This window comes from Leptothrix ochracea, from assembly GCF_041083635.1.
Taxonomy (GTDB): Bacteria; Pseudomonadota; Gammaproteobacteria; order Burkholderiales; family Burkholderiaceae_C; genus Sphaerotilus; species Sphaerotilus ochraceus.
This window is the reverse complement of sequence record NZ_JBFPHB010000002.1, coordinates 1-12,819: the sequence shown is the minus strand read 5'-3', so window position 1 is coordinate 12,819 and position 12,819 is coordinate 1. Positions and strand designations below refer to the sequence as shown.

Sequence of the window (12,819 nt, the reverse complement as noted above, 5' to 3'; positions counted from 1 at the left end):
ACAAGGGTTTACCCGGCTAAAACGGCCTCACTGAAAAGGCGGTCATGGCGACTGCGGGGCCGGTAGGCGCTGACGCGCTCGGCGATGGCGCGGATGTGGTCGGGCGTGGTGCCGCAGCAGCCGCCAGCGATGTTCAGAAAGCCGGCGCGGGCGAACTCTTCCATCAAGCTGCCGGTGACAGCCGGGGTTTCATCGAAGCCGGTGTCGCTCATCGGGTTGGGCAAACCGGCGTTCGGGTAGCACGAGACGGCGGTACTGCCTGCGATCTTGGCCAGCTCTTCGATGTACGGCCGCATCAAGGTGGCCCCCAAGGCGCAGTTCAGACCGATGGCCAGCGGTTTGGCGTGGCGCACGCTGTGCCAGAAGGCGGTGACGGTCTGGCCCGAGAGGATGCGCCCTGAAGCGTCCGTGACTGTGCCCGAGATGATCACCGGCAGGCGCTCACCGGTGTTGTCCATCAGTTCATCCAAGGCAAACAGCGCCGCTTTGGCGTTGAGCGTGTCGAAGATGGTCTCGACCAAGAACAGGTCCGCTCCGCCGTCGAGCAAGCCTTGGGCCTGCTCGTAGTAGGCCGCGCGCAGTTCATCAAAACTGGTGTTGCGCGCGCCGGGATCGTTCACATCTGGGCTGATGCTGGCCGTGCGTGGGGTCGGGCCCAAGGCACCGGCAACGAAACGCGGCTTGTCGGCGCTGGAGAACTTGTCGCAGCTGGCGCGTGCCAGCTTGGCGGCGGCCACGTTCATGGCGTAAGACAACTCGCCCAGACCGTAGTCGTCTTGCGCGACCCGATTGGCACCGAAGGTGTTGGTTTCGATCAGATCAGCGCCAGCAGCCAAGTACTGGTCGTGGATCTCGCTGATCACATCCGGCCGGGTCAGCACCAAGAGATCGTTGTTGCCTTTGAGGTCTTTGGGGTGCGCAAGCAGCGCGGCGTTGCGGAAGTCGGCTTCGCCCAGTTTGTAGCGCTGAATCATGGTGCCCATCGCGCCGTCAAGGATGACGATGCGCGTTTGCAGCAAGGCGGGCAGGGCTTGGGCCCGGGTGTAGGGGGTCGGATCGCTCATGGGGCGGGATTGTAGGCAGCCGCACGTTGTGTGAGGTCCCCACTTTTGAGGCGTGCAACCGACACATCGCTTCAGTTTCTATACATATTTGTGATCCAAAGGCTGTAATTGTGAGTTATGCCAACACTGTCACGCTGTGTTATGGATATGCGGCTTATAGTTGTCTAAGACATTTCTGCAAACCATTTCATTCTAGGATTGACCGATGTTAGTTCGTCTTTTATATGCCAGCCGTTGCAGCAGCAACATCACGCCTGATTTGGTGGAAGCTGTTTTGAAAAGTGCCCGTAAAACCAATCCACCGCTGGGTTTGACGGGTTTGTTGTGTCATAGCGACAATGTTTTTCTGCAAGTGCTTGAAGGTGATCGCGATCAGGTGAATTTTCTCTATAACAAAATCGCCAAAGATCCGCGCCACAAGGATTTATGCCTGTTGCATTACGAGCCGATCATGGAGCGCCGTTTTCCCGGTTGGGCGATGGGTCAGGTGAGTTTGTCGCAGACCCACGCGGCATTGTTGTTGAAGTACGGTGCCAAGCCACAACTCGATCCGTATGCGATCTCAGGGCGCGCTTCGCTGGCGATGCTTGAAGAGTTGATCTCGTCGGCCCAGGCCGGCGGTCGCTCCTGATCCACAAGGCTCGGCGATGAACCATCAAGAAGCGGCCTGTCGGCGCTCTGCTTGCGCAGCAGCTTTGCGCACGGTGCTTGAGGACAGTGTGGTGGCCGAGGCCCTCTGGGAGCTAGAGCGCTATTTCCAAGCTGTGGAGGCGCAAGGCTTATCCATTTCGCCCGATCCCCAAGATCCAGCGTTGCAGCGGGTGCTGAAGGACTTGGGCCGCAACTATCTGCTCAACGAACGCGCCTTGCAGCGCCTTGGCGACGCCATGACACGGGCATGGCGCGTTGATCCGGATCTGCTTCCCGAGGATCCTTGGGTCGAAATGCAAGCGCAACGCGGGGTCCGTCCGGTGCGTCAACCTGCGCGCAGTGAAAAGGAGCAGTACTGGCATCACATGACCATCCATACGTTCCAAATCTTGTGGCATACGTCATGGCATGGCCGTGTTTTGTACAAGGCACGTCAGTGGTTGTATGCGCTGGATCAATGGTTATTGCGGCGTATGGAAGAAAACTATGGACGTTTTGGATAACGGATCATTGTCCCAGGTGACATAAAGGGCTGACCCCATGAGTGACGATATGTATGCCAAGCGCCGAAGAGCCGCATTTCTGACTTTCAGCGATTTGTCGCACGGGGGGTTGATCGATGCCTTGTGGGAAATTGATGAGAGTTTGAATTCTGAACGTGTTCTGGATGTCATTCGGGTGGTCGATAAGATTGCCAAAGCGCAGCAAATCAGTCTTCATGACACCAAGTTACTGTATGCCGCGCTGTTTGCTGCCCTGAAGAAACATGACGATGAGTTGCCGCCTGATCCGTGGCCCATGATGGCTGCCGAGCGCCCGGATCGGGCGCGGTCTTCGAAGCGAGCGGTGAAGCCGGTGGCACAGTCGCTACGCGTCGAACCCGGTGTCGGCGTGGTCATGCCGCCGATGCCACCCGCTCCCGTGGCCTCACCGCCACCCCCGCCACTCCCCTCGCCCCCGCCTCCCAGCGGTGGGCAGATGTGGGAATTTGTGGATATTGCCTAAGCGTTGGCCGTGGTCTTCAGTGCAGCATCACCGATTGCTGCGCCATGACGGCAAAGCTTTCGACAAAGTCGTCGAAATCGTCTTGGCTGGGCGACGTCTCGATCAGATCTTCGACCCCGCGTTTGAACTTCTCAGCCAAAGCCCCTTCGAGGAAAATTTCCCGGCGGGCAAATTTGTCCACGATCTCGTAGCCGCCGCGCATCAAGCGCGTATCCAGTAAAGGCACCGCCACTTGGAATTGAAGAACGGTAAACGTCTCCGAGTTGTAGAGCATGTGCACGCTTGGCACGGTGGTATCAGGGCTGGCAGTGGTCGAAGACATGGGAAACCTCCTGTGCCCATAGCTTGGCGCATGGCACGGCTTTTCAAGCTGAGGATTCCCTGATGGCGGCGCTTTGGGCGTGACCAAGGCGTGCAAACGCCACAGCCCATCCTTCAATCTTCGGTGATCTGCCTCAGCTCCAAGGGGTCACCGCCCGGATCGGTGAGACGGATGCGCACGGGCATGTGGTGTTGGGCGGGATCCAGCCAGATGTCGGTGCGGGTCTCGAACGGCGTGCTGGGTGGGCGAACCAGTCGCACCAAACCCTCGGCTGGTTCGGTGCGGATATGCCAAGACTCGACGCTGCCGCTCACGCCGGCAACGACCAAATCGACAGCGTTGGACTGAGCGCTGCGTCCGCCGTGTCCAGCGGCGCGTGCTTCAAGAATCGCTGCGGTTTGCACCATCCAACTCAGCTTGTCTTGGCTTCCAGGAGCGAAGGGCAGGACCTCGGTTTTACTGGAGAACGACAACTGCGCCGGGGTGGTGTTGCGCTGCACGCTCAAGGCGCGCTCACTCACGCCCCGGCGGCGGTCGGTGTGGCGCTCAGGGGCAAGGCCTGCGCTGTCAAAGCGACCGCGACTGCTTTGCACCATCACTGAGCCAATGAGCACGGCGTCCACTTGGATGCTCATCTCATAGTGCTGGCCGTCGTGCTGCCAATCCAAGGCCGCATCACCCGAGAGAAAACCTCGGTGCCATTTGAAACGCACCCGCTGTGGCGGTGGGATGTGGGTGGGATAGATCACCACGCTGGGGCTGGGCTCCGGCGGCGCAGCAGCGGTGCTGCTGACCGCCACGGGCTCGCTGGGGTGCGCCAAGGCGACGGTGGGCGTGGCCGCAACCACCACCGATGCCGCAGAAAGTGGCACAGCCGCTGAGATGGTTGGGGTTGCGGACGCTGCTGTGCTGGGCTTGGGCGGGGAGCGGTGCGCGTTGGGTCGAACCGGCTTGAGCCTTGGGCTGGCCGAAGACGCTGATGCTGATGCTGATGCTGATGCTGATGCTGATGGTGCCGGCATGACGCTGGGTGTGGGCGGGGGGATGACCGAGGTCAGCACGGCCACGGGTGGGAGCGTCGTGGCTGTGGGTTCAGCATGGGCTTGGGTGTACCCACTGCTGAGCAAGAGCGCATGCAAAAGACTGACCGGGAGAGTCAGCAGACTCAGTAGGCCCAGACCGAGGGGGTGGCGAATCGAAAAAGAGGACTTCACAAGGCGGGAGTTTCGCCGATCAGGGCCACGGATGGGGCGGCTAAGGGCACAATCTGCGGCCGAGCTAGCTCATCTTTGATGCGAGGACCGCGCCATGACCTCTCCCTTTCCTTCCATGCCCCCCATGCCGGATTTCGCCAAGATGGTGACGGGCTTCGATTTCCTCCAAAGTCTGATGAAAAACGCCAGCACCCAGGTGCCGGGTGTGCCGCAGTGGGTCGCCCCGACGCTCGACCCCGAGGAACTGGATCGCCGCATCCATGAATTGCGCACGGTGCAGTTCTGGTTGGAGCAAAACGTGCGCATGCTGGGCAGTACCATTCAGGCCCTTGAAGTGCAGCGCATGACGCTGTCCACCCTCAAAGGGATGAACGTGGCGGTGGGTGATTTGCAAGAAGCCTTGAAAGTGCGTATGCCGGAGGCCGCATCGACGCCATCGACCCCCCCATCGGAAGCCGCTGCTTCGGGCATCGATCCCATGCCATGGTGGCAAGCGCTGACGCAGCAGTTCAGTCAGATCGTGGCGCAAACGCAGGCTCACATGACGCCCCCGGCAACCCCTTCGGCGAACGCTGAGGCACAGACTGATCCATCCCCTGCTGCTGAGCCAGCCGCAGCGGCCAAGAAAACCACCCCCCGCCGCAAGGCCGCAGGTTGAGAGCGTTGTTGTGATCAGTGAGATATCTTCCGTGGGCGCTCCTTCCCTTGAGTCGCAGGAGCGCGCCCGCCGCCAAGCCGAATTGATCAAGGCCTTGGCTCCGGTGTTGCCGCCACACGCTTTGCTTTGGCAAAGCGAAGACACCACCCCCTATGAGTGTGACGGCCTGACGGCCTATCGCGAGCGGCCCTTGGCGGTGGCTTTGCCAGAAACCGAGGCACAGGTGGCGGCGGTGTTGGCGGCTTGCCATGCTTTGGCGCTGCCCGTGGTGGCCCGAGGGGCGGGCACAGGCTTGTCGGGCGGCGCAACGCCGCATGCCTTGGGCCTGACGCTGTCGTTGGCGCGTTTCAACCGCATCGTGGCGATCGACGAGCAAGCCCGTACCGCCGTGGTGCAGGCCGGGGTGCGCAACTTGGCGATCAGTGAGGCAGCCGCGCCCTACGGCCTGTACTACGCGCCCGATCCGTCGAGCCAGATCGCCTGCACCATCGGTGGCAACGTGGCCGAGAACTCGGGCGGGGTGCATTGCCTCAAGTACGGCTTGACTTTGCAAAACGTGCTGCGGGTGCGCGGCTACACCGTCGAAGGCGAGGCGATTGAGTTTGGCGCGCAAGCCCTGGATGCCCCAGGCTTGGATCTGCTCAGCGTGGTGGTGGGCAGCGAAGGCATGTTGGCGGTGGTGACCGAAGTGACGGTGCGCCTGACGCCCAAGCCGCAGGTGGCGCGCTGCATCATGGCCAGCTTTGCCGACATCCGCCACGCCGGTGATGCGGTCGCCTCGGTGATCGCCGCCGGCATCATTCCGGCAGGCTTGGAGATGATGGACAAGCCCATGACGGCGGCCGTCGAGGACTTTGTCCATGCCGGCTACGACCTAGACGCGGCGGCGATTTTGTTGTGTGAAAGCGACGGTACGACCGAAGAGGTCGAGGAAGAAATCGGCCGCATGCAGGCGGTGTTGTCGCGTTGTGGGGCCACGCGCATCGAAATCAGCACCGATGAGGCGCAGCGGCTGCGTTTTTGGAGCGGCCGCAAGAACGCCTTCCCGGCCTCCGGCCGAATCAGCCCCGATTACCTCTGCATGGACTCGACCATCCCGCGCAAAAAGCTGGCCGAGATGCTGATCGAGATTGCCTTGATGGAGCGCCGCTACGGCCTGCGTTGCTGCAACGTCTTCCACGCGGGGGACGGCAATTTGCATCCGTTGATCCTGTTCAACGCCAACATCCCCGACGAGTTGCGTCGCGCGGAGTTGTTTGGCGCCGATATTTTGGAAACCAGCGTGCGCCTTGGCGGCACGATCACGGGTGAACACGGGGTGGGTCTGGAAAAGATCGCCTCGATGTGTGTGCAGTTCAGCCCCGAAGAGCGGGCGCAGATGGAAGCCCTGAAGCGCGCTTTTGACGCCAAGGGGTTGCTGAATCCGGGCAAGGTCATCCCGACCCTGCACCGCTGCGCCGAGTACGGAAAGATGCATGTGCGGCGGGGCCTGTTGCCCTTTGCCGATCTGCCGAGGTTTTGAGTCATGGGTGATGTTGTGTTGCAGCGTTGGACCGAACGTGTCCAAGCGGCCCGTTCAGCGGGAACGACGCTGTTGATCAAAGGCGGCGATACCAAAGAGTTCTACGGTGAACCTCGGGCGCCGGAGGTGGATCCTGCCGAAGTGCTCGACACCCGTGAGCTGCGTGGCGTGTCGAGCTACGAGCCCAGCGAGTTGGTGGTGACGGTGCGTGCCGGCACCTTGCTGTCGGACTTGGAAGCGTGTTTGGCCGAGAAAGGCCAGTTTCTGGCCTTTGAGCCACCGCGTTTTGCCCCGGGGGGGACGGTCGGCGGCATGGTGGCGGCGGGCTTGTCGGGCCCGAGTCGGGCCACGGTGGGCTGCGTGCGTGATTTCGTGCTCGGCGCGACCTTGCTCAATGGTCGCGCTGAGCTGCTCAGCTTTGGCGGCCAAGTGATGAAGAACGTTGCCGGCTACGACGTCTCACGGCTTTTGGCGGGCTCGATGGGCATGCTGGGCGTGATCTGCGAGGTGTCGCTCAAGGTCTTGCCCCAGCCCACCGCCAGCCTGACCCTGCGTTTCGACATGGATCAGCCGGTCGCGCTGGAAACCCTGCACGCCTGGGCGGGTCAGGCCCTGCCGCTCTCGGCCAGTGCGTGGTGGGACGGGGCCTTGGTGCTGCGTCTGGCGGGCGCTGAAGCCGCCGTCAAGGCAGCCGCCCAGCGTTTGGGCGGTGATGTGATCGAAGCGGCCTTGGCCCAGCGTTTCTGGGGCGGCTTGCGTGATCACTGCGATGATTTTTTCCTGCACGCTGATCGGGCCATCGCCCAAGAAGGCGCTTGCCTGTGGCGCTTGTCCCTGCCGCAAACCGCGCCGCCGCTGGCCTTGAGCGGCGAGCAGCTGATCGAATGGGGTGGTGGGCAGCGGTGGTGGCTGACGTCCGAGTCGGCGGCGGCAGTGCGCCGCGCTGCCACCGCCGTCGGTGGTCATGCGACCTTGTTCCGTGCTCGCGATCGCCGCCCAAGCTTCAGCGGTGGCAGTGTTTTTGCGCCTCTTTCAACCCCCCTGGAGAAACTGCACCGGCAGCTCAAGCGGGCCTTTGACCCGGAGGGCGTGTTCAACCCCGGCCGGCTCTACCCCGGGCTCTGACGTGCCTCCAGACCGTTGTCCTTTTGCCCATGCAAACCCATCTCGCTCCTGAATTTGAAGGTACACCGGACGGTGAAGCCGCTGAGGCGATCCTGCGCCGCTGCGTGCATTGCGGTTTCTGCACCGCCACCTGTCCGACCTACCAACTGCTGGGCGATGAGCTGGACGGCCCGCGAGGCCGGATCTACCTCATCAAGCAAGTGCTCGAAGGCCATGAGCCGACGCGCAAGACCCAGCTGCACCTTGACCGTTGCCTGACGTGCCGCAACTGCGAAACCACCTGCCCCTCGGGGGTCGAATACGGCCATTTGGTCGAGATCGGCCGACGCATCGTGGACGCCAAGGTTGAGCGCCCGCGCAAGGAAAAAACCGTGCGCTGGTTGCTGCGCGAGGGCATGACCTCGCCGTTGTTCAAGCCCGCCTTGAGCCTCGGTCAGACCGTGCGCCCCTTGCTGCCCAAGACCTTGCAAGAGCATGTGCCGCCGCATCAAACCCAAGCCAGCCGCGCCAAGCGCTGGCCGCAGCGCAGCCATGACCGCAAAGTCTTGATGCTGCTGGGCTGTGTGCAGCCGGCCTTGCAGCCCAACATCAACAGCGCCACCGCCCGGGTGCTTGACGCCTGCGGCATCCAAACCTTGGTGTCGGACGAAGCGGGTTGCTGCGGTGCGGTGCGCGGCCATTTGGGCGAGCAAGAAGCCTCGCTCAACGAAGCGCGCCGCAACATCGATGCTTGGTGGCCGCGCATCAAAGGCAGCTCGCCTGAAGATCGGGTCGAGGCCTTGGTGGTCAACGCTTCCGGCTGCGGCCTGATGGTCAAGGAATACGGCCAAGCCCTGGCGAACGACCCGGCCTACGCCCAAAAGGCGCGCAAGATCAGCCGCATGACGCGCGATCTCTCTGAGTTGCTGCCCGACTTGATGCCGCGCCTGAAGATGTACCTCAGCCAAGGCAGCGGCCGAGACTTGCCGCGCCCGCGTCTGGCTTGGCATCCGCCGTGCACCTTGCAACACGGCCAAAAACTGCGCGGTGGTGTCGAAGGCGCGCTGCGCGAACTCGGCTTCGAGGTTGAACTCGCCGCCCAAGACAGCCACCTCTGCTGCGGCTCGGCTGGCACTTACTCGGTCTTGCAACCCGAGATCTCGCAGCAACTGCGCGAACGCAAACTCACCCAACTCGAAGCCGTGATGCCCCAGGTGATCGTCTCAGCCAACATCGGCTGCATCAAACACCTCCAATCCGGCACCGCGCTCCCCGTGCGCCACTGGATCGAAGTCTTGGACGACGTGCTGGAGGCGGCGCGCTGAATCGGTGATTCACCCTCGAAAGGACGCAAACCATGGCGATGTTGTTGATCACGGGCGCGAGCCGGGGCATTGGGGCGGCAACAGCGCGCGTGGCGGCGGGGCGGGGCTGGGATCTGGCCCTCAATTACCAGCGGGACGCTGCTGCCGCTGAGGCGTTGGCGGCCGAGGTGCGCTCGCTGGGGCGGCGGGCGATCACGGTGCAGGCTGACGTGGCCGACGAGGGGCAGGTGGTGCGCATGTTTGAGCGCATCGATGCCGAGCTTGGGTCGCTTGGATCTTTGGGCGGCTTGGTCAATAACGCTGGGGTGGTGGATCAGCCCGCGCGGGTTGAGGCGATGTCGGCTGAGCGCGTGCAGCGCATGTTTGCGGTCAACGTTTTTGGCAGTTTCACCTGCGCTCGCGAAGCGGTGCGGCGCATGAGCACCCGCCATGGCGGCAGCGGTGGCGCGATTGTCAACCTCTCGTCCAGCGCCGTGCGCTCAGGCGGCGCGGGGCAGTACGTCGATTACGCCGCCGCCAAGGGGGCGATCGATGTCTTCACCTTGGGGCTGTCGAAGGAAGTGGCCGGCGAAGGCATTCGTGTCAACGCCGTGCGCCCCGGCATCACCGACACCGAGATCCATGCCTCCGGCGGGCAACCCGGGCGTGCTTGGCAGATGGCACCGCAATTGCCCCTGCAACGCCCCGCCCGCGCCGAAGAAATCGCCCAAGCCATCCTCTGGCTGCTGTCTGACGCCGCCAGCTACACCACCGGGGCGCTGTTGGATGTGAGCGGGGGACGCTAGCCCGTGGCGATCTGCCCCAGCCGCTCGGCCAAAAAATCCCAGACCACGCGCAGGCGGGGTGAGGCGCGCAGTTCGCGGTGAACGGTGAGCCAGACGGGCAGGGTGGGGATGGGCCAGGTTTCGCCGGGGTTGGCGGGGCGGACTTCGACCAGATCGGGTTCGGCCGCCGCCAAGTGACGCAGACCGATGCCCACGCCCAAGCCCGCCCGCACCATCATCCAGTTGGCGATGTGGTTGTCGCTGCGGAAGGCAAAAAAGTGGCGGTCGATGGCCAGGCCGGTTTGACGCAAGCCGTCGAGCAGATCGGTTTGGCTATCGAAGCCGATCCAGCGCAGTCGGTGAAGCTCGGTCCGCTCTAGGCGGCCATCGGCCACGCCTTGGCGGGCCAAGTGATCGCGGTGGGCATAAAACCCCAGCCGCCAGTCGGCCAGATGGCGGGTGATCACCGCGCTTTGGGTGGGGCGCACCATGCGGATGGCGATGTCGGCTTCACGCTCCAACAGGTTGTCGAGGCGATTGCTGGCCAGCAGTTCCACCTCGATGCTGGGGTGCCTTTCGGCCAATGCGCGCAGTAGCGGCGGCAGCACCCACGCGGAGACGATCTCGCTGGCCGTGAGGCGCACGGTGCCGGCCACGCTCTGGCTTTGCTGCGCCGCCAAGCCCAGCGCCAGCACGGCCGAGCGCATGTGCAAGGCAGGCTCCACCAGCGCTTGCCCGGCAGCGGTGGGCGCTAGGCCGCGCGCGGTGCGCTCAAACAAGGCTAGGCCGACAGCCCTTTCCAGGGCTGCGATGCGGCGTGACAGGGTGGGCTGGCTCAGGCCAAGGTTGTCTGCCGCCCGCGTGAGCGAGCCGGTTTCCACCACCGCCAACAGGGCGTGGAGCAGATTCCAATCAAGATGACGCGGGTCGAGATCAGCCATGGTGGCGGCAAGTATCGCTGGGATCGGTTCACCAAGAGCTATTCAAAAATGAATGATTGGCTTGCATGAATGCGTCTTGTGGTGAGCTGTGTTGGCAGCGAACATGGCTTCATCGTTGGCCTTTTGTTGGGTTTTGAGCATGAAAATTTCCGCGACATCGACCGTTCTTGTGCTGGGTGCCGGTGGGCGGCTCGGACGACAGGCGGCGCAAGCGTTTGCCGCCCGGGGTTGGCGGGTGCTGGCCTTGAGCCGGCGGCCGCTTCAAGCGTGGCCGGCCCTGCTGGCGGATCGGATCGTGACGGTTCAAGGCGATGCCTTGGCTGGGGCCGCCTTGCTGTCGCAACAGCCTGAACTTGCGCAGATCGACGTGATCGTGCATGCGCTCAATCCCCATTACGCCCGCTGGGCCACGGAGCTGCCGCCACTCACCGAGGCCGTGCTGGCGCTGGCCCGCGCCACGGGGGCTACGGTGATGCTGCCGGGCAATGTTTATAACTTTGGGCGTCACCTGCCGAGCGTGTTGCGGGAAGACACCCCCTTTGTGCCCGATACGCCCAAGGCCGAGCAACGCATCGCGCTCGAAGCGGCGCTGGCGGCGGCCGCTCCCACGGTGCGCAGCATCGTGATTCGTGCCGGGGATTTCTTGGCTCCAGCCGGTGAAGGCACTGAAACATGGCTGGCGCTGGGCTTGGGGCGGCGACTCAAAGCCGGGGTGTTTTCACCGATGGGGCCGCCGGACATTTTGCATGCCTGGGCGTGGTTGCCCGATCTGGCCGAAGTGTTTGCCCGGGTGGCTGAACGGCGAGCCGCATTGCCCGCCTTCAGCGTGTGGCACTACGAGGGCTTGAGCCTGAGCGCTGAGCAGTGGCAACAAGGCTTGGAGGCCCACCTTGGGCAAGATCTGCGCACGCGGCCTTTTGCGTGGTGGCCGCTCAAGGTGCTGGCGCTGGGCTCGCCCCTGATCCGGGCGCTGGTGGCGATGCGGTATCTCTGGGAGCGGCCACATCGCTTGGAGGGGCGTCGGCTGGCCGAGTTGCTCGGGGCCGACCTGCCCAGAACCCCGTTGCAACGGGTTCTGGCGCAGGCGCTCTGAGGGGGCGGCGAAAGCTGTTTACGGCTGCTTGTTCAGCACCGCGTTCAAGCTCTTGGTTTTTTCGGCGCTGCCATGGCTGGAGCCGAAGAAGTACGACACCACTTGGGCCGAGATGGTGGTGAGGGCTCCCAAGATGTAGATCACGATGTCTTTGGTGCCTTCCTTGGCCAGCTGCGAGGGATCGCTGCCGAACAGGATGTACCAGAACAAGTAGAAGGTGATGCCGATGATGAAGATCGACAGCAGGGGCTGAATGTTCTTCGCCAACCAGCTGGCATGGTCCGATTGCTGCACCAAGGTCTGGTTGTTGCGCGCATCGGCAACGTCTTCCATGACCGCTTTTTTGTCTTCGAGATCCAGTTTGGCGTACTCAAGCTGGTACTGCATTTGGGCGCGTTGCATCTCGTGCTCGAAGGCCGCGTGGTCCTCGTCGGTGTGACCCCCTTTGTCAATCGCGTCGCCGACGGTGTCGGCCAGATTGGTGCCGGCTTTGGGATCGATGCCGTTGCTGATCAGATTGGCCATGGTTCAAACTCCTTCAAGCGCACGACGGACCCAGCCGAAGATGAATTTCTTCTGGTCGCCATTTTTTTTGCAGATGTCCACATAGCGAGCCACCTTGTTCAGCGTGAACTTGCTGATGAAGAGCTCGGGGTCGATGGCATTGAGGGCCTTGAGCGAATCGTCGTTCATCACGCCGCTGGCAGGGCTGACCTTGGCTGCGATTTGGGCCAGTTTGATGCTGGTGCCGGTACCCGCGTTGACGCCGAAGTCGAACACCGATTCAGCGATGTGCTGGTCTTGGATGTCGTCGCCGCGCACTCGGTCCCAGTAATTGATCTTGTAGAAGCGCGCAATCTGTTGCAGCAAATTGGCGTCGCTGTCCAGATTTTTGGGGAAATTGGGTTTCTTGCGCAGCTCATCGACGGTGATCCAACCCTCCCACTTGGGATTCATCTTGCGGGCAATGCCGCAATAGGTCTCGCCGCCCCGATCGGTGGGGTCGTTGACATAGCCCCCTTCCGACTTGCTATCCATTACCCACAAGTTGATTGAACTCTGTGGCGAAGTGTCTAAGCTGAACAGAGGGCAGCAGGAGTGTGGTGATGACGTGGGCAGCAGAGGAATTGCGAACGGTGGATCTGGGGGATGCAAG

15 protein-coding genes are annotated in these 12,819 nt (G+C 62.8%); 9 read left to right on the top strand and 6 right to left on the bottom strand.

The window, feature by feature from the left end:
- Window positions 1–8 precede the first annotated feature (8 nt).
- Complete coding sequence (locus tag AB3X39_RS00120) at window positions 9–1,064, bottom strand: homocysteine S-methyltransferase family protein (RefSeq protein WP_369415313.1); 1,056 nt, start codon at window positions 1,062–1,064, stop codon at window positions 9–11.
- Between the two features lie 205 nt (window positions 1,065–1,269).
- Between AB3X39_RS00120 and AB3X39_RS00115 the strand changes: the two genes are divergently transcribed.
- The 3 genes from AB3X39_RS00115 to AB3X39_RS00105 are packed head-to-tail and all read left to right on the top strand — an operon-like array spanning window position 1,270 to window position 2,720.
- Complete coding sequence (locus AB3X39_RS00115; protein WP_369415312.1) at window positions 1,270–1,695, top strand: BLUF domain-containing protein; 426 nt, start codon at window positions 1,270–1,272, stop codon at window positions 1,693–1,695.
- A gap of 16 nt (window positions 1,696–1,711) precedes the next feature.
- Window positions 1,712–2,218, top strand: coding sequence for a hypothetical protein (locus AB3X39_RS00110; RefSeq protein WP_369415311.1), 507 nt, complete (start codon window positions 1,712–1,714; stop codon window positions 2,216–2,218).
- Between the two features lie 37 nt (window positions 2,219–2,255).
- Window positions 2,256–2,720, top strand: a complete 465-nt coding sequence (locus AB3X39_RS00105; RefSeq protein ID WP_369415310.1) for a hypothetical protein — start codon at window positions 2,256–2,258, stop codon at window positions 2,718–2,720.
- 16 nt (window positions 2,721–2,736) lie between these two features.
- On the opposite strand, the gene AB3X39_RS00100 is transcribed toward AB3X39_RS00105, so the two are convergent.
- A complete protein-coding gene (locus AB3X39_RS00100; RefSeq protein ID WP_369415309.1) occupies window positions 2,737–3,042 on the bottom strand; it encodes a BTH_I0359 family protein in 306 nt (101 codons plus the stop codon).
- A gap of 113 nt (window positions 3,043–3,155) precedes the next feature.
- On the bottom strand, window positions 3,156–4,256 hold the full coding sequence (locus tag AB3X39_RS00095; protein WP_369415308.1) for a hypothetical protein: 1,101 nt from the start codon (window positions 4,254–4,256) through the stop codon (window positions 3,156–3,158).
- A gap of 94 nt (window positions 4,257–4,350) precedes the next feature.
- Here AB3X39_RS00095 and AB3X39_RS00090 point away from each other — a divergent pair, with 94 nt between their 5' ends.
- The 5 genes from AB3X39_RS00090 to AB3X39_RS00070 are packed head-to-tail and all read left to right on the top strand — an operon-like array spanning window position 4,351 to window position 9,650.
- On the top strand, window positions 4,351–4,914 hold the full coding sequence (locus tag AB3X39_RS00090) for a PhaM family polyhydroxyalkanoate granule multifunctional regulatory protein (RefSeq protein WP_369415307.1): 564 nt from the start codon (window positions 4,351–4,353) through the stop codon (window positions 4,912–4,914).
- A gap of 31 nt (window positions 4,915–4,945) precedes the next feature.
- On the top strand, window positions 4,946–6,436 hold the full coding sequence (locus tag AB3X39_RS00085; RefSeq protein WP_407069709.1) for an FAD-linked oxidase C-terminal domain-containing protein: 1,491 nt from the start codon (window positions 4,946–4,948) through the stop codon (window positions 6,434–6,436).
- 3 nt (window positions 6,437–6,439) lie between these two features.
- Window positions 6,440–7,561, top strand: coding sequence for a glycolate oxidase subunit GlcE (gene glcE, locus AB3X39_RS00080; protein ID WP_369415306.1), 1,122 nt, complete (start codon window positions 6,440–6,442; stop codon window positions 7,559–7,561).
- Between the two features lie 29 nt (window positions 7,562–7,590).
- Entirely contained in the window at window positions 7,591–8,865 is a 1,275-nt protein-coding gene (gene glcF / locus AB3X39_RS00075) for a glycolate oxidase subunit GlcF (protein WP_369415305.1), read from the top strand.
- A 38-nt stretch (window positions 8,866–8,903) separates the two neighbouring features.
- The gene (locus AB3X39_RS00070; protein ID WP_369415439.1) at window positions 8,904–9,650 is read left to right on the top strand and encodes an SDR family oxidoreductase; all 747 of its coding nucleotides are present in this window, start codon (window positions 8,904–8,906) and stop codon (window positions 9,648–9,650) included.
- Here AB3X39_RS00070 and AB3X39_RS00065 read toward each other — a convergent pair.
- Window positions 9,647–10,570, bottom strand: a complete 924-nt coding sequence (locus AB3X39_RS00065) for a LysR family transcriptional regulator (protein WP_369415304.1) — start codon at window positions 10,568–10,570, stop codon at window positions 9,647–9,649. The genes AB3X39_RS00070 and AB3X39_RS00065 overlap by 4 nt on opposite strands.
- Window positions 10,571–10,709: 139 nt before the next feature.
- Here AB3X39_RS00065 and AB3X39_RS00060 point away from each other — a divergent pair, with 139 nt between their 5' ends.
- Window positions 10,710–11,663 (top strand): NAD-dependent epimerase/dehydratase family protein, encoded by a 954-nt coding sequence (locus AB3X39_RS00060; protein ID WP_369415303.1) that lies wholly within the window; start codon window positions 10,710–10,712, stop codon window positions 11,661–11,663.
- 18 nt (window positions 11,664–11,681) lie between these two features.
- Here AB3X39_RS00060 and AB3X39_RS00055 read toward each other — a convergent pair whose 3' ends face one another.
- Together AB3X39_RS00055 and AB3X39_RS00050 are read right to left on the bottom strand one after the other, a co-directional pair.
- Window positions 11,682–12,188, bottom strand: a complete 507-nt coding sequence (locus AB3X39_RS00055; RefSeq protein WP_369415302.1) for a hypothetical protein — start codon at window positions 12,186–12,188, stop codon at window positions 11,682–11,684.
- Between the two features lie 3 nt (window positions 12,189–12,191).
- Window positions 12,192–12,701, bottom strand: coding sequence for a glycoside hydrolase family 108 protein (locus AB3X39_RS00050; RefSeq protein WP_369415301.1), 510 nt, complete (start codon window positions 12,699–12,701; stop codon window positions 12,192–12,194).
- Window positions 12,702–12,819 lie beyond the last annotated feature (118 nt).

Bases quoted from the DNA above. Each gene is read 5' to 3' on its own strand.
- AB3X39_RS00120 (WP_369415313.1), bottom strand. From the start codon at position 1,064: ATGAGCGATCCGACCCCCTACACCCGGGCCCAAGCCCTGCCCGCCTTG.
- AB3X39_RS00115 (WP_369415312.1), top strand. From the start codon at position 1,270: ATGTTAGTTCGTCTTTTATATGCCAGCCGTTGCAGCAGCAACATCACG.
- AB3X39_RS00110 (WP_369415311.1), top strand. From the start codon at position 1,712: ATGAACCATCAAGAAGCGGCCTGTCGGCGCTCTGCTTGCGCAGCAGCT.
- AB3X39_RS00105 (WP_369415310.1), top strand. From the start codon at position 2,256: ATGAGTGACGATATGTATGCCAAGCGCCGAAGAGCCGCATTTCTGACT.
- AB3X39_RS00100 (WP_369415309.1), bottom strand. From the start codon at position 3,042: ATGTCTTCGACCACTGCCAGCCCTGATACCACCGTGCCAAGCGTGCAC.
- AB3X39_RS00090 (WP_369415307.1), top strand. From the start codon at position 4,351: ATGACCTCTCCCTTTCCTTCCATGCCCCCCATGCCGGATTTCGCCAAG.
- glcE (WP_369415306.1), top strand. From the start codon at position 6,440: ATGGGTGATGTTGTGTTGCAGCGTTGGACCGAACGTGTCCAAGCGGCC.
- glcF (WP_369415305.1), top strand. From the start codon at position 7,591: ATGCAAACCCATCTCGCTCCTGAATTTGAAGGTACACCGGACGGTGAA.
- AB3X39_RS00070 (WP_369415439.1), top strand. From the start codon at position 8,904: ATGTTGTTGATCACGGGCGCGAGCCGGGGCATTGGGGCGGCAACAGCG.
- AB3X39_RS00065 (WP_369415304.1), bottom strand. From the start codon at position 10,570: ATGGCTGATCTCGACCCGCGTCATCTTGATTGGAATCTGCTCCACGCC.
- AB3X39_RS00060 (WP_369415303.1), top strand. From the start codon at position 10,710: ATGAAAATTTCCGCGACATCGACCGTTCTTGTGCTGGGTGCCGGTGGG.
- AB3X39_RS00055 (WP_369415302.1), bottom strand. From the start codon at position 12,188: ATGGCCAATCTGATCAGCAACGGCATCGATCCCAAAGCCGGCACCAAT.
- AB3X39_RS00050 (WP_369415301.1), bottom strand. From the start codon at position 12,701: ATGGATAGCAAGTCGGAAGGGGGCTATGTCAACGACCCCACCGATCGG.